Annotated in this window: 15 protein-coding genes; all 15 read right to left on the bottom strand. The window is 62.4% G+C overall.

Annotated elements, in window-relative coordinates; all coding sequences use genetic code 11:
* Positions 1-7 precede the first annotated feature (7 nt).
* On the bottom strand, positions 8-2,452 hold the full coding sequence (locus EIH26_RS05695) for a DNA translocase FtsK (protein ID WP_124061277.1): 2,445 nt from the start codon (positions 2,450-2,452) through the stop codon (positions 8-10).
* 76 nt (positions 2,453-2,528) lie between these two features.
* Entirely contained in the window at positions 2,529-4,433 is a 1,905-nt protein-coding gene (locus tag EIH26_RS05690) for a ribonuclease J (RefSeq protein ID WP_124061276.1), read from the bottom strand.
* A gap of 154 nt (positions 4,434-4,587) precedes the next feature.
* Positions 4,588-5,478: a 4-hydroxy-tetrahydrodipicolinate synthase gene (dapA, locus tag EIH26_RS05685; protein ID WP_124061275.1), complete on the bottom strand. Its 891-nt coding sequence runs from the start codon at positions 5,476-5,478 to the stop codon at positions 4,588-4,590.
* Between the two features lie 64 nt (positions 5,479-5,542).
* A complete protein-coding gene (dapB, locus tag EIH26_RS05680; RefSeq protein ID WP_124061274.1) occupies positions 5,543-6,310 on the bottom strand; it encodes a 4-hydroxy-tetrahydrodipicolinate reductase in 768 nt (255 codons plus the stop codon).
* Positions 6,311-6,370: 60 nt separating this feature from the next.
* Positions 6,371-8,134, bottom strand: coding sequence for a PH domain-containing protein (locus EIH26_RS05675; RefSeq protein ID WP_124061273.1), 1,764 nt, complete (start codon positions 8,132-8,134; stop codon positions 6,371-6,373).
* Positions 8,135-8,137: 3 nt separating this feature from the next.
* On the bottom strand, positions 8,138-8,650 hold the full coding sequence (locus tag EIH26_RS05670) for a PH domain-containing protein (protein ID WP_124061272.1): 513 nt from the start codon (positions 8,648-8,650) through the stop codon (positions 8,138-8,140).
* A gap of 137 nt (positions 8,651-8,787) precedes the next feature.
* The gene (locus EIH26_RS05665) at positions 8,788-10,992 is read right to left on the bottom strand and encodes a polyribonucleotide nucleotidyltransferase (protein ID WP_124061271.1); all 2,205 of its coding nucleotides are present in this window, start codon (positions 10,990-10,992) and stop codon (positions 8,788-8,790) included.
* Positions 10,993-11,187: 195 nt separating this feature from the next.
* Positions 11,188-11,517 (bottom strand): 30S ribosomal protein S15, encoded by a 330-nt coding sequence (gene rpsO, locus EIH26_RS05660; protein ID WP_370453758.1) that lies wholly within the window; start codon positions 11,515-11,517, stop codon positions 11,188-11,190.
* A gap of 255 nt (positions 11,518-11,772) precedes the next feature.
* Positions 11,773-12,546, bottom strand: a complete 774-nt coding sequence (recO, locus tag EIH26_RS05655) for a DNA repair protein RecO (RefSeq protein ID WP_124061269.1) — start codon at positions 12,544-12,546, stop codon at positions 11,773-11,775.
* 7 nt (positions 12,547-12,553) lie between these two features.
* Positions 12,554-14,026, bottom strand: coding sequence for a PASTA domain-containing protein (locus tag EIH26_RS05650; RefSeq protein ID WP_124061268.1), 1,473 nt, complete (start codon positions 14,024-14,026; stop codon positions 12,554-12,556).
* A gap of 116 nt (positions 14,027-14,142) precedes the next feature.
* Entirely contained in the window at positions 14,143-15,069 is a 927-nt protein-coding gene (gene era, locus EIH26_RS05645) for a GTPase Era (protein ID WP_124061267.1), read from the bottom strand.
* 15 nt (positions 15,070-15,084) lie between these two features.
* Positions 15,085-15,501 carry a diacylglycerol kinase family protein gene (locus EIH26_RS05640; RefSeq protein WP_124061266.1) on the bottom strand — a complete coding sequence of 139 codons (417 nt, stop codon included), beginning with the start codon at positions 15,499-15,501 and terminating at the stop codon, positions 15,085-15,087.
* Positions 15,498-15,965, bottom strand: a complete 468-nt coding sequence (gene ybeY, locus EIH26_RS05635; protein ID WP_124061265.1) for an rRNA maturation RNase YbeY — start codon at positions 15,963-15,965, stop codon at positions 15,498-15,500. Before ybeY ends, EIH26_RS05640 begins: the two co-directional genes overlap by 4 nt.
* Before the next feature lie 2 nt (positions 15,966-15,967).
* Complete coding sequence (locus EIH26_RS05630) at positions 15,968-16,936, bottom strand: PhoH family protein (RefSeq protein WP_124061802.1); 969 nt, start codon at positions 16,934-16,936, stop codon at positions 15,968-15,970.
* Positions 16,937-16,946: 10 nt separating this feature from the next.
* On the bottom strand, positions 16,947-18,155 hold the full coding sequence (locus EIH26_RS05625; RefSeq protein ID WP_124061264.1) for a MiaB/RimO family radical SAM methylthiotransferase: 1,209 nt from the start codon (positions 18,153-18,155) through the stop codon (positions 16,947-16,949).
* Positions 18,156-18,162 lie beyond the last annotated feature (7 nt).

Below are 18,162 nucleotides of genomic sequence, written 5' to 3'. Positions count from 1 at the left end.
TTTTCGCCTAGTCGTTCTGCTCGAACGCCTTGAGTGTTTCAAGCTCCATCGCATCGACCAGCACGTCGCGCGGCTTGCTGCCATTCGCGGGGCCGACGACGCCCTTTTCCTCGAGCATGTCCATTATACGTCCGGCACGCGAATAGCCAACTTTCAGCTTGCGCTGGATGTTCGAGGTCGAACCCATACCGGTTGCCACCACGATTTCGGCGGCATCCCAGATCAAAGGATCGTCATCTTCGGCCGATCCGCCCGATCCATCGGGCTGGGACGCCCCAAGCGTGATGAGGTTGGTTTTGAGGATGTCGTTGTGGTACTCGGGCTCGCCTTGAGCCTTGATCGCCTCGACCACCGATGCGATCTCGTCCTCGCCCACATAGCAGCCCTGGATGCGGACGGGCTTGGCGAACTCGGGTTTGGACAGCAGCAGATCGCCGTTGCCGATAAGGCTCTCGGCGCCGGCCGTATCGAGGATGACACGGCTGTCAAGTCCCGAAGCGACGTTGAACGACATGCGGTTCGTGATGTTCGCCTTGATGAGGCCCGTCACCACGTTTGCCGAGGGCCGCTGCGTCGCCACGATAAGATGGATGCCGGCAGCGCGGGCGAGCTGGGCGATGCGGCTGATGGAGAACTCCACCTCTTTGCCGACGTTCATCATGAGGTCGGCCAGCTCGTCGATGATGATGACGATATAGGGAAGCTCTTCGAACTCTTCGGCATCGACCTGGCCCGACTGAACCTTGTCGTTGTACTGCCCGATATTGCGGGCGCCCACCTTCGAAAACACCTTGAGGCGCCGCTCCATCTCGGCAACGCCCCAGGAAAGCGCGCTGGCCGCTTCCTTGGGCTCGGTAACCACGGGCACGTAGAGGTGCGGAATGCCGTTGTAGGGCGTGAACTCGACGCGTTTGGGATCGATCATGATGAAGCGGACTTCGGAGGGGGTGGCGCGCATGAGCATGGACATGATCATGGAGTTGATGCCCACCGACTTGCCCGAGCCGGTAGTGCCGCCGATAAGCAGATGGGGCATCTTGGCCAGATCCGACACGATGGGGCGGCCCTCGACGTCTTTTCCTATCGCCACCTCGAGCGGGCCTCCCTTGGCCTCCTTCAAGATATCGCCCAGCAAGACGTTTTCGCGGGTGATGTTGGGAACCTCGATGCCCACGTAGTGCGTGCCGGGGATGGGCGCGAAGATGCGCACGCCGGGTGCCGCCAGGGCAAGCGCGATGTCGTCGCCGAGGTTCGTGATTCGGTTGACGCGAACGCCTGCGGGAAGATCGACTTCGAACAGGGTGACCGTCGGGCCGGCAATCCAATCGACCACCGTAGCCATAATGCCGAAGTCCTCGAGCGTCCGTTGCAAACGAGCGGCGGTATCGGCCAACTCTGCGGCAAACGCCTGGGACTTCTTGGTTTTCTTGCTGACCTTGAGCAGATCCATCGCGGGAAGCTCGAATCCATCCTGAGGCTTCGGACCCGACGCGGACCCCGGTGCGGACGGTCTTTTCGCCAGCGGCTTGGTGGCAGCGGGTTGGGATTCGGCCTGCCCCAGACGACGCGTGAGGGCGCCGGTAGACGCCCTGCCCGAAGCGCTCGACCGCCTGCTTCCCAAAGCCTGTTCGAGCAGGGCGCGAGAATCGGGAGCGGGAACCATCTGCTCGCGAACCGCATCGGCCGAAGGCCGATCCAGCGCGCGCGTGGGCTCTCCTTCCACCGAAGGCGCCGCCATCCGCGCGGTCGCGAAGGGAGCCGCAGGCACCACTGCATCGTCGTCGTCGCCCCTGCGCAGCGAACGGCCCTTCTCGCAGACGCGCTCGATAAGGCGCGAGGCGGACAGGCCGATCACGGCCAAGCCGATAAGCACCACGCCCACCATGATGACAAGCGAGACGGGAAAGCCCAAGAAATTCAGACCCGCCCAGGCTATCCCGGCACCCAGATAGCCGCCCCGAGCCTTCAGCTGGCTCTCATCGAACATCAGACTGGGAACGGCTCCGTCGGTTGCCAGGTAGGGCGTGAACAAAGAGAGGATCACGAGCAGCGCGAAAAAGATGATCCCCAGACCGATCGCAAGGCGCGCCGGAACCCGTCCGTTGTCGATGCGCACGAGAAAGCACGTGCCCACCACGAACAGAAGCAGGGGAAGCAGATAGGATCCTACGCCGATGAGCAGCTTGACGACCGTCGACAGCGCCGTGGTGACGACCGCCGATCCAGGGATAAGCGCCACCAGCAGAAAAGCGACGCCCAGCACGATGAAGGAGATGCCGGCGATGTCGCGGCGGGCGCGCTCTTCCAAAACCGGAGCTAATTCGGGCTCCGGTACGCGGGCGCGCGAAGAGGCGGCCGCTTTGCGGGCCGCCTTCTCCTGGGGTGCCGCGGCGCGCGCTTTCGGACGCGCCGCCGGTTTGCCGGTGTTCTTAAGCGACGACGGTTTCGCCACGCCCATCTCCTTCAGTGTGATCGTTTACGCTGCGTTCGCGAGGGCAATGCTACGGCAAAAACTCCGTTTCAGCAGCTTAAATATCTAAAATGCTCGTAACGACCATGGGACGCTGCTTGGTTCGCTCCCACAGAACCGACAGGAGGGAATCGCACGCCGCCCGCTTGAGCTCGGCATCCTTCCCGCCCTTTTCAAGTTGCTTTTTCAGCGAACCGGTAACGCAGCGCACTGCTTCCTCGACCAGGTACGGATCGTCCCCGCCGGTGATGCCGCGCATTTCCACCAGAACCTCGCCGCAGATCTTCTTGCTTTTGTACGAAACGGCGGCCGCGACCGCAGCAAAGCCTTGGGAAGCCAGCTGAGAACGGTCATCCAAGACAACCTGCGACGTATCGCCCACCGACAGGCCGTCCACGAACACAACGCCGCTCTGAACGGTCTCGCCGAACTTCACCCCGCGCGCGGTGAGCTCGAGGCTCTCCCCGTTTTCCAGGATGAAGACGTTTTTGGGATCGACCCCCGTCGCTTCGGCCAGCTTGGCATGGGCGCGCAGATGGGTCGCTTCTCCATGCACGGGCATAAAGTGGACGGGGCGCACGATACTCAAGACGATCTTGAGCTCTTCGGCACTCGCATGGCCCGAAACATGCACGAGTGCGCGGCGCTTGTCGTACACATCGGCGCCAATCTTGGCCAGCATGTTCACAATGCGCGTGACGGCCTTCTCGTTGCCGGGAACCGGAGTGGCCGAAATGATGACCGTGTCTCCCTCTTCGATGCTGACCGTTTTGTGACTGCCTCCCGCAATACGTGAAAGCGCCGAAAGGGGCTCTCCCTGCGAACCGGTGCACATGACCACGATCTTCTCGGGCGGAATGCCCTTCAGATCGTATGCGTCCACCAGGTCCTCGTCGTTGATCTTGAGGTAACCCAAACGACGCGCGATCTCGGTGTTCTGGATCATAGAGCGACCCGTGACGACCACCTTGCGCCCGTTGGCGACTGCCGCATCGCAAATCTGCTGGAGACGATGGATATGACTTGCAAACGACGCGACGATGACGCGGCCCTTCGCCTGGGCGATGATGGGCGTAAGCGCTTTTCCCACCTCCGATTCGGAAGGGGTGAACGTGTTGTTCATCGAGTTGGTGGAATCCGACAGCATGAGATCGACACCGATCTCGTTGTAGCGCGACAGCGCAGCGAAATCGGTATGGACCCCGTCAACGGGCGACTGGTCGAGCTTGAAGTCGCCCGTGTGCAAGACGTTGCCCGCAGGAGTCTGGTAGAAAATGCCCACCGAACCGGGAATGGAGTGGTTCACGGCGAAGAACTCGGCTTCTATGCAGCCAAGCTTCACGCAATCGCCCGGTTTGATTTCCACCAGCTTGGCATTCTTGATGCGGTGCTCGGCGAACTTGCCCTCGATGAGTCCCAGTGTGAGCTTGGTTCCGTAGATGGGAACGGGACGGTCGAGGTCTTTGTACAGGTAGGGCAAAGACCCGGTGTGGTCTTCGTGGCCGTGCGTGATGAAGATGCCCTTCAAACGATGCGCATTCTCCAACACGTAGGTGTAGTCGGGAAGGATGAGGTCGATGCCCGGATGATCGTCGTCGGGAAACATCAGTCCGGCATCGTCGAGGATCATGTCGCCGTCGCACTCGAACACGGTCATGTTCTTTCCGATGGCGTCCAAACCGCCCAGAGGAATGATCTTCATCGTCGAGCGGGGGTTCTTGTCGGTCGAACCCGTCCGCTTAGGGGTGCGGCTCTTCAGCTGATCGGCACCCCTGGCACGCGCCGTCGCGCGTTTCGCCACGGCGGCCTTGGCCGCTTTGTTATTGGAATTGCGCGACGCGCGCGGTTTGCGCGCGGTCCTCGCAGCACCTTCGCGCAGCGCGGCGGGAGAGGCGGATTTGCGCTCGTCGTCACGCGGCGCAACCGCCTTCGCGCGGCGCGGCTTCTTTTCGTTTTGCTCCATAGTCACTCCGTTGGTCAACGCACGAAAAGAGAAGCCCCGCTTCGGGCCTCTCTTCTCGCCGTTCCCTCCTCACGGGAGGGATCTTCGCCGCCTTACGCGGCCTTTCTATCTCATTGCACCGTTACGGTGCTTCAAACCCGGTCAAACAAACTCTCTACAAAACACCGACCTCTCGCATGAGATGCGCAAGACGTTGGCTTTGCTCGGGCGTCGCGTCCACCAGAGGCAGGCGCACCCCGCCCACAGGGTAGCCTGAAAGCTTGAGCGCCTCTTTCACCAAAATGGGATTAGTGGTCTCGAACAGGCCCTCCATAAGGGGAAGCAACGCGTCGTTTTCCTCTTTCGCGCGCTCCCACTCCCCCGCAGCGCACAGACCGACGATGCGGCTCATGCGATCGGGAGCGATGTTGCCTATTGTAGAGATAACCCCGTAGCCTCCGCGCCTCATGATGTCATAAGTTGCCGAATCGTCTCCGGAATACACCCAGAAACCAGAGGGCGCGTCCGCGCAGATCGCTTCGACCTGGGCCATATCGCCCGACGCCTCCTTGATCGCAACGATGTTGTCAACGTCGTGCGCCAGACGCAAAGTGGTCTGGGCGGTCATGTTCGTAACGCAGCGGCCGGGGATGTTGTACAGGATGACGGGCAGATCCACCGACTCGGCGATGGTGCGGAAGTGGCGGTAAAGACCCTCTTGCGGAGGTTTGTTGTAGTAGGGAACCACACACATAAGGCCGTCCACACCGAGCTTCTCCACTTCTCGGGCGAAATCGACCGTATCGACCGTGCAGTTGTCGCCGACGTTGGCGATGACGGGAACGCGTCCGGCGGTTGCGCTTACCACCGCCTTGACAACCTCGATCTTCTGCGGGTAAAACACCGTCGGGCTCTCGCCCGTGGTTCCGCACACCAACAGGGAATCGTTGCCCCCGCGTATGAGCCGGTCGGCAAAATCCCCCATACGATCGAGATCGAGATCGAGATCGGCCCTCATCGGGGTGATCATGGCGGTAATCAGGCGACCGAACGGTGAGTCTGACATGGCTTCTCCAATCATGGGCGATGGCTGATGACGCGATAGTGGAAAGCTGGTTGCCGAAAGCAGATCAGCTCATAAAGTTCTCAAGACCGACGATAAGGCCCTCTCGATCGGCAACGCTGCGGATACCCAGCAAGACGCCGGGCATGTACGAGGTACGGTCCCACGAGTCGTGGCGAATCGTGAGCGTTTGCCCCATCGAACCGAAAACGACTTCCTGCGAAGCGACGTAGCCCATCGAGCGCACCGCGTGAACGGGTACGCCGGCGACAAGGGCGCCGCGCGCGCCCTCCATGCCCTCCATCTCGGTCTCGCGACCCGGCGCCGCAGACGCGCGTCCGCCTCGGGCATCGGCGATCATCTGCGCCGTGCGCACGGCAGTACCGGACGGAGCGTCCTTTTTGTTGCAGTGATGGAACTCAATGACCTCGGCCTCGGGGAAAAACGGTGCAGCGGCCTGGGCGAACTGCATCATGAGCACTGCGCCCGTCGTGAAATTGGGCGCGTAGAACAGACACGCTCCCGCCGCAGCGCCCGCCGCAAGCTCTTCGAGCTGATCGTCGGTGAGGCCGGTGGTTCCCACCACGCAGTCTCTGCCCTGCGCGAGCGCGGCCTTGAGATTCGCGTAGACCGAAGCGGGCTGGGTGAAATCAACGAGAACATCGAATTCGCTTGCCGACAACGCCTCGTCAATCGCAGGGAAGACGGGAAAGTCCCGAGCGGGCGCACTGGGATCGATGCCGCAGACCACCGTCATATCGTCGGCAGCCCCCACCGCATCGACCACGGCCGTTCCCATTCGTCCCGCATATCCGGCGACAGCGACTTTGATCATCGGAGCCTCTTTCCTCGCTTCAACGTTGCCCTTACGCACGATTCTACAGGATAGGAGGTTTCAGTTCGGTTTCACTCGGCCAGCGAACCAGCTTAGCATGGCAAATCCATCTTCATCGGACAGGTCGCGCAAACGCACGCGGGTACGCCTCACCCCCGCCGCCGTTGTGGCGACCACGCTGGTCACCCCCGCCGCCCGTTGGAACGGATTGGACTCGAGCCTCAGATCCTGCACCTTGGACTTCGGGCAGATCGTAAGCGAGCTGCGCAGTCCGCCCGACAGGATGGCGATACGGCCCGAACCGAAGTCGATGCCCGACTCTTTCGTCCATATGACGGCGTTTACCGCCGCCACCGCCGTCTTGACCAAACCAAGCGCAACCGCAAGCCAGCAGGCAACCGCAAGCCCCTGAATGACCAGGACCCCGTAATAATCGACGGAAAGATGGTTGGGAGCCTCCCGCAAGATCGACTCCAGGGCAAGCGCGCCCGCGGCAACATAGAACCCGACGTTTCTCCAGATACAGTCCCGGATAAGCGCACGACGCAAAGCAACCGGCGCAACCCGATGGGAAACCGGGCGATCAACGCGGGCTTCGAATTCGGGAAGCAGTTTTCCCAGAAGAACCGAGGCCTCGGAAAGCTTCAGGAACGGATGGACGACCAGCACCCCTGGAGACATCGACGAAGAGCCCTTCGACCCCTCCTCGAGATCCACCGAGTCGATGCGGCCCAAAGACAGCTCGCAGTATCCGAAGCACTTGCGCACGAAGGACTGCCTGACATTCACCGACTGAATGCGTTCGACCTCGATGCTGCTGAACACCCGCCGCAGCAGACCGTGCTCGACCTCGATGCGCGATCCGCGGCGACGCATCTTGAACCCGGCGAAGCGCGCCGCAATCCCAACGAGAATACAGGCCCAGATGAACAGCATCAATAGGGACGATCCGACGGCGAGCAGCATGAAGGCGGGATGAACCAGCCACGACGCGACCGCGCACGCACCCACGACGATGACTAGAAGCACAACAAGCGCTTGGGATTCGGAACTTGCGAGGACGGAGAGAGCCAGCTGCCTGTTCGTAAGCGAGCCTTCCGCAACGATCGGCTCCAACCCGACCGCTCCCCCTCCCCAAGCGCCGCGCCAATCGCTCACATCGCTTGTAGCCTGATCGAGGATATTCCGAGCACGCGCCGCGTCGGAGACCGCGTCGGCGCGCACCGGTGCGCCCGGAGTGCCGGAGGCCGAAGCAGCGGGATCGAAAGCGCCCGCAGCAGAGGGTGGAACCGCACCCAGGGCAAGCGCCTTGCGCAAGAACAGCTCCTCGCGAATGCGCTCCGCATCGGCCAAGCTGACATAAGGAACCTTCACGCCCTTGTTGCCCGCTCCGCCCGCCGTCTCGATCTGCAGCGTGCACACACCGGCGACGCGCTGCAAAACGGTGGCGGTGTGATTGACGGACTGAACCTTGGCGTAGGGCACATGCACGCGCTTTTTCGTCAAGATCCCCGAATGCAGAGAGAATTCCCCCTGGTCGAACGCGTAGCGCAATCGGTTATACTCCATCACGTTAACAGCGAATGCCGCCGCCAGCACGAATGCGAACAAAACGAGCGCCGCTGCGATCTCGAAGCCCGAAGCGAAAGGTCCCGATACGCTCCAACCGTCGGAAACCACCGCCGAAACGATACCCGGAAGCGATGTGAAGGCCACAACGGCCAGACTGAACGCGATCGACAGAAAGCGCAGCCACAGGTAGGAATGATGAACCTTGCGCATTTCGCCGGTCGTGAAATGGGTGATGTTGGAAGCTGCAGACACGCCCTACACGTCCTCTCGCGCCACGCGGGCGAGTTCGGCGGCTCGATTTCGCAGTTCGTCCGCCACCCGAACATCCAGGCCGGGAATCTCATGCTCTCCCGCCGCCGTCGAAACGGTCACGCTCGACAACCCGAACAGCCGCATCAAGGGACCCTGCTTCGTGTCGGTGTTCTGAACGCGAATGAAGGGGATCACCGTGCGCTTCTTCCAGACGATACCCGTCATGATCTCGAGGAAATCGTCGCTTATCTGATAGCGCCACCGCGCATAGCGAACCGGCGGAATAACGAAGGCGAACAGGACAACCGCCGCGACGGAAAGAGCGACGTCCGCTGGGATCAGCGCATCTGCGATCTGGTTCAGAAAACCCACGGCACCCTCGGAAGCAGCCAGCCGCAGCACGCCCGCGGTAATCAGCAGGAAAAGGTTGATGGAGACAAGAGAGGCAATCAGATCGTTGATGCGCCAGATGTTCTTGATGCGCGGATCGAGCTTCTCGCTGGGAATGGAAGGCATAGCCGCTCCTTTTTTTGCGTTGACCTCTACGCCCTATCGCAGACCAATGAAAGCAGGCGGCAAACCGATGGTCGCCGCCCGCCGAAACGCCTGTTATAACGGGCTCTCGCATATGCGAAGAGCCCGATGGGACAAACCTAGCCCTCGTGATGGCGGCGCGGGGTTCGGTTGCCCGCGCGGTTGGTGCGACCGGGACGGTTATCGCGCCCGTCGCGATCGAAGCGATCGCGCGATGCGGACCCCGAACTTTCGGGAGCATCGGGCTTCTCGAGGCGGTCGAGCGAGATCTTGCCCGTCTTCGGGTCGATCTCGAGCACCTGAACCTTGATGACATCGCCCATGCTGAGCGCATCCTCGACCGAGTTCACACGGCCGTTGGCCACGCGCGAGATATGCAGCAGGCCGTCTTTGGCCGGCGTCAGCTTGATAAAGGCGCCGAAGTCCTTGATGCCGACGACCTCGCCCTCGAACACCTCGCCCACCTCGGGTTCCTTCACAATGCCGAGGATCATGGCCTTGGCGGCCTCGCCGGCCTTGCCCTCGATCGCGGCGATGTGGATGGTGCCGTCTTCCTGGATGTCGATCTGAGCGCCGGTCTCTTCCTGGATACCGCGAACGACCTTGCCGCCCGTGCCGATGACCTCGCGGATCTTATCGACCGGAATATGGATGGTTTCGATGCGCGGGGCGAAGTCGGAAAGCTGCTCGCGCGGGGCGGCGATGGTGGCCAGCATCCCCTCGAGAATGAAAGCGCGTCCGCGCTTGGCCTGCTCGAGCGCACGGGCCAGGATCTCGACCGAAAGACCACGGGCCTTGTTGTCCATCTGCAAAGCCGTGATACCCTTGTCGGTTCCGGTGACCTTGAAGTCCATATCGCCCAGGAAGTCCTCGAGGCCCTGGATATCGGACAGAATGACCACGCCGTCGTCCTCTTTGATGAGACCCATGGCGATGCCCGAGACGGGAGCCTTGATCGGCACGCCGGCATCCATCAACGCGAGAGTCGAACCGCACGTCGAAGCCATCGAGGACGAACCGTTGGACTCGAGCACCTCGGAAACCACGCGGATCGAATACGGGAACTCCTCCTCGGAGGGAAGCACGGGAATCAGCGCGCGCTCGGCCAGCGCGCCGTGGCCGATCTCGCGGCGCTTGGGCGAACCCATGCGGCCCACTTCGCCCGTGCAGTACGGGGGGAAGTTGTAGTTGTGCATGTAGCGCTTGCCCTCGACAGGCTCGATGGTATCGAGACGCTGCCACTCGTTGAGCATGCCCAGCGTGGCGATGGAGAGCACCTGGGTCTGACCGCGCTGGAACAAACCCGAGCCGTGGACGCGCGGGAGGTATCCCGCGACGATGTGCAGCGGACGGATCTCATCGGCCGCGCGGCCGTCGGCGCGCTCGCCGGTCTCGATGATCATGCGGCGCATCGCGTGCTTTTCAAGTTTCTTGAGAGCGGCGGCCAGGTCGGACTTCCATGCGGCGCGCTCTTCCTGGGTGAAGCGCTCTTCGAGGATGCGGGACTTGAGCGCGGCGACCTTATCCATGCGCGCCTGCTTGTCCGCATCCTTCAATGCGGCGGACATATCGTCGTAGAACGCCTCGACGCGCTCGGCGATGGACGCATCGGGCTTGCGGATGGCCCATTCGACGTGCTCGATCTCGCACCTGTCCAAGAAACGCTGCTGAGCGTCGCAGAACGCGGCGATGGCGGTCTGACCGAACGACATGGCGGCCAGCATATCCTCTTCGGAGATCTCCTTCCCGCCTGCCTCGATCATCGAGATGTAGTCGCGGGTGCCGGCGATCACCAGGTCGAGGTCGGAAGCGGCCTCTTCCTCGTAGGTGGGGTTGCAGATGAAGTCGCCGGTTTCAGGATCGCGCGCAACGCGCACGCAGGCAGCCGGCCCGTCGAAGGGGGCCGAGCCCACCATGAGCGCGGCGGACGCGCCCTGAACGCAGATGGTGTCGATGGGATTCACGTGATCGGCCACCAGCGTAGTTGCGACGACGTGGACCTCGTTTTTGAATCCGTCGGCGAAACCGGGGCGGATGGGACGATCGATCATGCGCGCGTTAAGCGTACCGCGCTCGGAGGGGCGCGCCTCGCGTTTCAGGTACCCGCCGGGAATGCGTCCCACGGCATACATCTTCTCGATATAGTCGACGGTCAGGGGGAAGAAGTCGTAGTCCTTCTCCTCTTTAGAGACGACGGCCGTCACGAGGACGGTGGTGTCGCCCTGGGTGACCAGAACGGCGCCGGAAGCCTGCTTGGCAAGCTCGCCCGTCTCGAAGCGGTACTGTTTGCCGTACAGCTCGAATGATTCGACGATTTTGTTCATGTATGAAGATCCTTCTCTTCTTCCCCTGCCCTATTGCAGGGAAACGTCTTCGGGAAGCCGCCCTCTGCGCCCTCCCGCGAGCGAAGCCATCCTTATGACTCCGACCGCATCCGGTAAGAAGCATCGTGCTTCGTGAACCCAAAGCGAAAGGCTGGAATCGCACAAAGGCCCGCCGAAGCGGGCCCCTGCGGTGACTTAGATGTTGTCGCGAATGCCAAGTTTCTTGATGAGCGCGCGGTACTCTTCGATGTTGCGGGCCTTGATGTACTTCAGAAGGCCGCGGCGACGACCGATGAGCTTCATGAGGCCGCGACGAGAATGGTTGTCCTTCTTGTGCGTCTTCAGATGCTCGGTAAGGTTGCGGATGCGCTCGGTCAGGATCGCGATCTGAACCTCGGCGCTGCCCGAATCGTTGGCGCCCTTGCCGAATTCTGCGACGAGCTCGGCGGTGCGCTCCTTGGTGATGCTCAGCTTCTCTGCCACGATATCCACCTTTCCGCACGTACGTGCGAGTCTGTTCCCCATCTCGGGGAGATTGCCTCCGAACCGAGTGCGCAAGCGGTGGTGCATGCGTACCAGGTGGGGAGCCGCTGCCTTTTGCAGCACGCCCCATTGTACGGGAACGGCTCTGCCGCCACAACGGATTTCGCAACCTACATCAATCGAACAGCAACGCATGGCCGCGCCCGCCCTGCGCAGGCAAGACGGCCCCCCTGCACGCCGGGGCTTCCCGCAGGCACGCTCGAAAGGAAAACGGAAACGACGATGCGCTCGGAATCGCTACGAGTGCATCGAGGCGGATGAGAGCACGAACGGAAACGATCGCAGATTCGCTCCGATATGGACCTCGATCCAGCGCCGACACAGCTGCAGCACTTCCGAAACCGCCGCAACGTCGAAACAAGAGCCCGAAATATCCTCGAACGTCGAATAGATCAGGGACTCCGCAAGCGCAAGCGTGCGCGCCGCAACCCGAACCGCCTCGGCCGAGCGCGCGCACGCATCGCACACATACCCGCCGTCAACAGGGGAAAAGCGCACCGTATCAGCTGTTTCGGGCACGGGAGCGCCGCAGCTCACGCACACGCGCAGCGACGGGGAGAACCCCGAGACGCAAAGCGCTTTCAGCAGATAAGCGGCTGCAAGGGCCCGAGCCGCCCGTGGATCCGCGGTTTCCATGCGTGAGAAAGCGGCGCAGGTCATGTCGAACAACCGCGGAACCGCCAGCTCTTCTTGGGCGATCCGCTCGGCAAGCTCGGCTGCAAGGCTGGCCGCAGCGGTGCGATCGACATCGCCCCGCAGCCCGGCGTTGCCCGCCACCAGCCGCACCTCTCGGGCGATGCCGAGCGACGCACGGCCCTTTGCAACGAGGACGTCGACGACCGCGCACAGCTCGAGGCGCGACGAAAACGGGCTCTGGGGCTTGCGGGCGCCCTTCGCCACCAGCTTGAGCGCCGAACCGTCCTCGGCCAGCAACGTCACGATGAGGTCGCTTTCCCCCAGCTTGGTCTTCTTCAGAACGACGCCGCGCGCCCGATAAGTATGGTCGGCCACAGACGCGCTATGAAATCGACGAGACCGTGTTCGACTCGGTCCAGGTTATAACCGCCTCGACATCACGAGCCGACAGCGAAAGCGTCTCGCCCAAAAAGCTCACGAAGGGCTTGCCGACGAACTGAACCGACGTCTGGTTGTTCCCGATGTACTTCACGCCGGTAAGACTCTGCACCTCGTAGCTGACGCCGCCCACCGCAAGATGCTGGCCTTTGTACACATACGCCTGAACAGCGGCCACCAGCTCGGCCCCGCGCGACTTCGATACGTTCACCACAACCGTGGAGCCCGACTCCAGCTTGGATCCCGCCGAAGGCGAGCATCCCAGAATCGTGCCGTTATCCACCTGGTCGGAGTACGAGTACTGGATCTCGCAGCGGTATCCCGCATCCTCGAGCGCCTTCTGAGCCGCTTCGGCCGACTTGCCGGACACATCGGGAACCGTATAGGGAATCGCAACGGCCACCTTGATCTCGGTCGTGCTGGCCGCCCGCTCGCCCGCAGCGGGAGAAACCCCCAACACGACTCCCTCGGTTTCGTCGGACTTCTCCTCGGAGAAGGAGACCGACGCGAACCCTTCGTCCTTCAACAGCCGCTCGGCATCCTCCCTGGTTTCGCCCACGATGTCGGGGACGATGCGGGCCGTGGAAACATGGATGATGACCTCGGTTCCCGTGCTCTGGCGCTCACCCGCCTCCGGATCCATCACCAACACGAGCCCTTCGGGTTCGTCCGACTTCACCTGAAGCGCCCTCGCGTTGAAGCCCGCCTCTCCCAGAACCGTCTGGGCTTCGGACTGAGTGAGCCCCGTCACATCGGGAACGGTCCTGCCCCCCCAAAGCTCCATCTGATACGTCACCGCGCCGGCAATGGCCGCCAAAGCAAGAAGAACCACGATAGCCGCGATGGCGATCTTGCCGCGTCCGAGTCGCTTCTTCTTGGCGTCGGATGCCAGAAAGTCCTTCGATCGGGGCTTCTCCTCATCGGCCACGCGCGGAAACTCCATAGTGCGCCCATCGTTCCATACCGGACGAGGCGCGGCGGCGGCGGAGACGACCGCCTCGCCGAACTCGGAAAGCCCGTAGCCGGAGGCGTCGAGCCCGGAAAGGTCGATGCGCGCAGTGGCATCCGCCGAACTCGAAAGGAACCTCACGCTTGCGGGTGCATCCGGTGCCGGACTGGGCGCGTCGGACGCCGAACCGACCCGACCGGATCGAGCGGCTCCGTCCTCCTCCGCATCAGAAACGTGCGGATCGGCGGGCTGTTCGACCACCGATTCGGACCCGCTATCGGCAGGAGCGCAACCCGAAGCGGCTCCATCCCGTTCGTCGCGCGCTTCGCTCGCATCGGCTATCTCGCTGAAATCGAAATCGAGGGTCCCGGAATCGTCTTCGCCGAGCGCCGGACGCAGAAGCGCCCCGCACTCGTCGCAGAACTTGGCGTTTTCGCGGTTATGGCTCTGGCAGTTGGGACAAATCATTCGTTCAATGCTCCTCTGGGTACGATCCAGACAATTCTATACGAAATCTGCCTGCACATACGACCCGAAGACCCGATAAGGTGCAAATTTCAAACCGACCGTCGAAGGCGGCGGGGCTACAATCCCTCCCCGTAGCCGAAACGCCGGATCTGGGTTGCGTCGCGACGCCAGTTCTTCTTCACCTTGACGTTCAGATCGAGGTACACCCGCGTTCCCAAAAGCTGCTGAAGATCCTCGCGCGCTTCGATCCCGATCTGCTTGATCGCCGCTCCGCGCTTGCCGATGATGATCCCTTTCTGACTGTCGCGCTCGACGTAGATGATGGCGCGGATGCTGTCGAGATTCGTCTTGCGCGTGTACTTCATCTCTTCCACGCGCACGCCGATCGCATGCGGAACCTCGTCTTTGAACGTACGGAGGATCTTCTCGCGGATAAACTCGGCCACCACCACCTCGATGGGCTGATCGGTCTCCATATCGTCGGGAAACCATTTGGGGCCTTCGGGAAGGCGCGCCACCACGGCATCGACGAATTCGTCGACGCGCTCGAGCGTCTTGGACGAACACGGCACCACCGAATCCCAATCAGCCAGCTTTCGAGCCGCTTCGATCTGGGCCTCTAACTGTTCGGGGGTCGCAAGGTCGGTCTTCGACAGAACCAGCACCTTCTTCGAGCGGGCACGGGCAACCTGCTGGGCCACCCACTCGTCACCCGTACCCACGGGCTTTGACGAATCGATCAGCATGGCCACCACATCGACGTCTTCGAGGGCCTTGAGCGCCGAGGTGTTCAGCTCCTCCCCCAAAGCGTCGTGGGGCTTATGCAAGCCCGGGGTATCGACCATGATCATCTGGAAATCGGGCCGGGTCAGCACGGCGCGAAACCTGTGGCGCGTGGTTTGGGCGGTGTTCGACGTGATAGCGATCTTCTTCCCCATGATAGCGTTGAGCAGCGTCGATTTACCTGAATTCGGACGCCCGACAAGCGTCACGAATCCAGAGCGGAACCCCTCCGGGCTGCTGAAGTCGAAATTCGAGGCCATATGAAACCTTCCTTCTTAAAACCCGAGCATGCCCAGGATACGCGGGACGAACACGATGAGGCCGACGAACCCCGCGGCGATCGAGCACACCAGAACCGCGCCGGCCGCACAGTCCTTGGCTCGTCCGGCCAGTTCCGAATAGTCGGGCGACACAAGGTCGATCAGCGATTCGATGGCGGTGTTGGCGCACTCTGCGGCGAAGACCAACCCGATGCACAGCGCCAGCAGCACCCATTCGACCGCCCCGACGCGCGCTAAGACCCCGCCCGCGACGACCGCGACGGCGGCAGCGGCGTGGATCCTCATGTTGCGCTGGGTGGAAAACGCGTAGAGAACGCCCTTGCCCGCGCATCTCAACGCATCGGCAAGCGTGAAGCGGGATGGCCGGTACGGACCGCCCTTTGCACCCGTCCGACGATGCTGATGCGTCATCGGGCGAACGGTCGGCCGTAGAAAGACGAAAGCAGCTCGCGTTCGCGGCGCTCCATCTGCTCGGCTTCGCCGTCCTCGCAATGATCGTACCCGCACAGGTGGAGCAATCCGTGAACCAGCATGAGGCTCAGCTCGTCGGAAAGCGTCGTGCCGAATTCCGCCGCCTGGCGCTCGCACACGTCCGGAGCGATGACGATGTCGCCCAGCTCGTACACATCCGCCTCGGCGACGTCGAACCCGGCATCGGAAACGCCGTCGCATTCGAAAGACAAAACGTCGGTGGGACGATCGATGCCGCGGTACTCGAGGTTCAATCGATGGATTTCCTCGTCGGTCACGAAGTTCACGGAAACCTCCGTGCACGCCGGCTTCCCCTCGCTTTCGACAACGAGGCGGGTTATGCCCTCGATGTCGATGAGGTGGGCCGCATCGGGACGGTGCGGGCAGTTGATCGAAACGTCCATCGCTATCCTCTCTCGCCTGTGCGCTCGTAGGCCGCCACGATACGGGCGACCAGGGAATGACGTACCACATCGCGTGCCGAAAGATCGCAAAACGCGATGTCGTCGATCCCCTCGAGAATCGCTCGCGCCCCCTTCAGCCCCGAGGTCGCGCGCGGTATGTCGAATTGGGTATCGTCGCCGGTGACGACCACGGTCGAACCGAAGCCCAACCGCGTGAGAAACATCTTCAGCTGCTCGGACGTGGCGTTTTGAGCCTCATCGAGGATGATGAAGCTGTCGTTGAACGTGCGACCGCGCATGAATGCCAAGGGGACGATCTCGACGGCGCCGCTGTCGATGAGGTGCCGCGCCCGGTCGGGGCCGACAAGCGAGAACAGCGCATCGTAGAGGGGCCTGATGTAGGGATCGACCTTCTCGGTGAGCGTCCCCGGAAGAAACCCCAGGTTCTCTCCCGCCTCGACGATCGGTCGGGCAAGCACGATGCGACCGACCTCTTTGCGCTCGAGGGCGGCGACAGCAAGGGCCATCGCAAGGTAGGTCTTGCCCGTGCCCGCCGGACCGAGTCCGAACGAAACGGTATGGCTGCGTATCGCGTCGGCATAACGTTTCTGGCCCGCTGTCTTGGGGCGCACGACCACCGCACCTCGAGCGTAGAGCACGTCCTCGCGCAGCTGCGCGGGCGAGAGGTCGGAGGCCTCGATCAGGCGGGCGAAGCGCCTAATGGAAGCACCGTTGGGCGCCTCCCCGTCCCCGACTTGGCGAAACATCTCGCTGAACAGGGATTGAAGCACCTCGACCTCGGCGCTTGGACCTTCGAGGGACACGCGGTTCCCGCGCACCGTGACGCATGTGGAGAACAAACCTTCGATGAGGCGAAGGTTCGCATCATGGGGACCTACGACCAGATCCATATCCGTACCGGGGGGCGCCGTGAGCGACGACGCGCACCGCTTCTGCCGCTGTTGTTCCATGCGACCCATTCTAGCACCCCTTCGCAGGCGGCTGGATGACCACCGAAACGAGATCGCCGGGCACGGTCATCAGCGGAACGGGAACCTCGTGGTAGCTTTCGGTAAGAGCGCAGTCCTCCTCGACCACCACGGCTTCGACCGTTCCCACGCGCCGTTCGTAGTCCCGACGCCCGAGCTCTGCCGACAGCCGCCGCAGTTCGGCCGCGCGCAGACGCTTCACCCGATCGTCTACCTGGTCGGTTCTAAGCGCTGCGGGCGTTCCCTCGCGCAGCGAGTAGGGAAACACGTGCAGGCGCGAGAAACGCAACCGCTCGACAAGATCCCTGGTCATCAGGAAATCCTCCTCGGTCTCCCCCGGAAAGCCCACGATCACATCGGTTGACAGCGACAGCATCGGCATGCGGTCGTACATACGGGAAACCAGTGCTTCGAACCAATCGGCCGAGTAGTCGCGCGCCATTTCGGATAAGACCCGCGAGCTTCCCGATTGCAGCGGAAGATGGAGATGGCGGCAGATACGGCCCTCGGAGCGAGCCATGATGTCGATAAGCGCCTCGTCCACGTCCTGCGGCTCGATGCTCGACACGCGGATGCGGGGGGCAGCACCGCGATCGCGAAACCCGGCGGTTCGATCGAGCAGCCGCGCCAGAAGACCGGCCAGATCCAAACCCTCCGAAGCGTACGAACCGAGATTGATGCCGGTAAGCACGATCTCTTTGGCCCCGGCGCGCGCATAGGCAACCGCCTCGGCGATAACCCGGCCTGCGGGCACGCTGGTCGCGCGACCGCGTGCGACGTGCACGATGCAGAACGTGCAGGCATGGTCGCACCCATCTTGAACCTTGATGCTGACCCGCGTGCGAAAGCCCTCCCCCATGCGCAGGGCGCCCGCTTCGGGATTCGACGGGATGCGATCGGACAGGCGCCCTTTGGGAACCACCTCGACGCGCGCATCCATGCGCCTGAACTCGCCAGGATCGATCGCCGAGGCGCAGCCGGTCACCAGAACCTGGGAAAACCCGTTGGCCCGCAAAGCCTGCCGAACGGCTTTGCGGGCCTTCTTATCGGCCTCGCCGGTAACCGTGCACGTATTCACCACCACGAGATCGGCTTCGTCCAAAGGAACCGAACGGCCGCCCTGCGCAATGAGGGCGGCCGCTACGTCGTCGGATTCGACGCGGTTGACCTTGCATCCGAGATTGATAACCGAGAACTTCAAGGCTGCC

The organism is Gordonibacter sp. Marseille-P4307 (assembly GCF_900604965.1).
Taxonomy (GTDB): domain Bacteria; phylum Actinomycetota; class Coriobacteriia; order Coriobacteriales; family Eggerthellaceae; genus Berryella.
This window is presented reverse-complemented; position numbering and strand designations above follow the sequence as displayed.

Excerpts from the sequence above, each read along its gene's own strand:
- EIH26_RS05690 (WP_124061276.1), bottom strand. The coding sequence starts at position 4,433 with ATGGAGCAAAACGAAAAGAAGCCGCGCCGCGCGAAGGCGGTTGCGCCG.
- dapA (WP_124061275.1), bottom strand. The coding sequence starts at position 5,478 with ATGTCAGACTCACCGTTCGGTCGCCTGATTACCGCCATGATCACCCCG.
- dapB (WP_124061274.1), bottom strand. The coding sequence starts at position 6,310 with ATGATCAAAGTCGCTGTCGCCGGATATGCGGGACGAATGGGAACGGCC.
- EIH26_RS05670 (WP_124061272.1), bottom strand. The coding sequence starts at position 8,650 with ATGCCTTCCATTCCCAGCGAGAAGCTCGATCCGCGCATCAAGAACATC.
- EIH26_RS05665 (WP_124061271.1), bottom strand. The coding sequence starts at position 10,992 with ATGAACAAAATCGTCGAATCATTCGAGCTGTACGGCAAACAGTACCGC.
- rpsO (WP_370453758.1), bottom strand. The coding sequence starts at position 11,517 with ATGGGGAACAGACTCGCACGTACGTGCGGAAAGGTGGATATCGTGGCA.
- EIH26_RS05650 (WP_124061268.1), bottom strand. The coding sequence starts at position 14,026 with ATGATTTGTCCCAACTGCCAGAGCCATAACCGCGAAAACGCCAAGTTC.
- era (WP_124061267.1), bottom strand. The coding sequence starts at position 15,069 with ATGGCCTCGAATTTCGACTTCAGCAGCCCGGAGGGGTTCCGCTCTGGA.
- EIH26_RS05640 (WP_124061266.1), bottom strand. The coding sequence starts at position 15,501 with ATGACGCATCAGCATCGTCGGACGGGTGCAAAGGGCGGTCCGTACCGG.
- ybeY (WP_124061265.1), bottom strand. The coding sequence starts at position 15,965 with ATGGACGTTTCGATCAACTGCCCGCACCGTCCCGATGCGGCCCACCTC.
- EIH26_RS05630 (WP_124061802.1), bottom strand. The coding sequence starts at position 16,936 with ATGGAACAACAGCGGCAGAAGCGGTGCGCGTCGTCGCTCACGGCGCCC.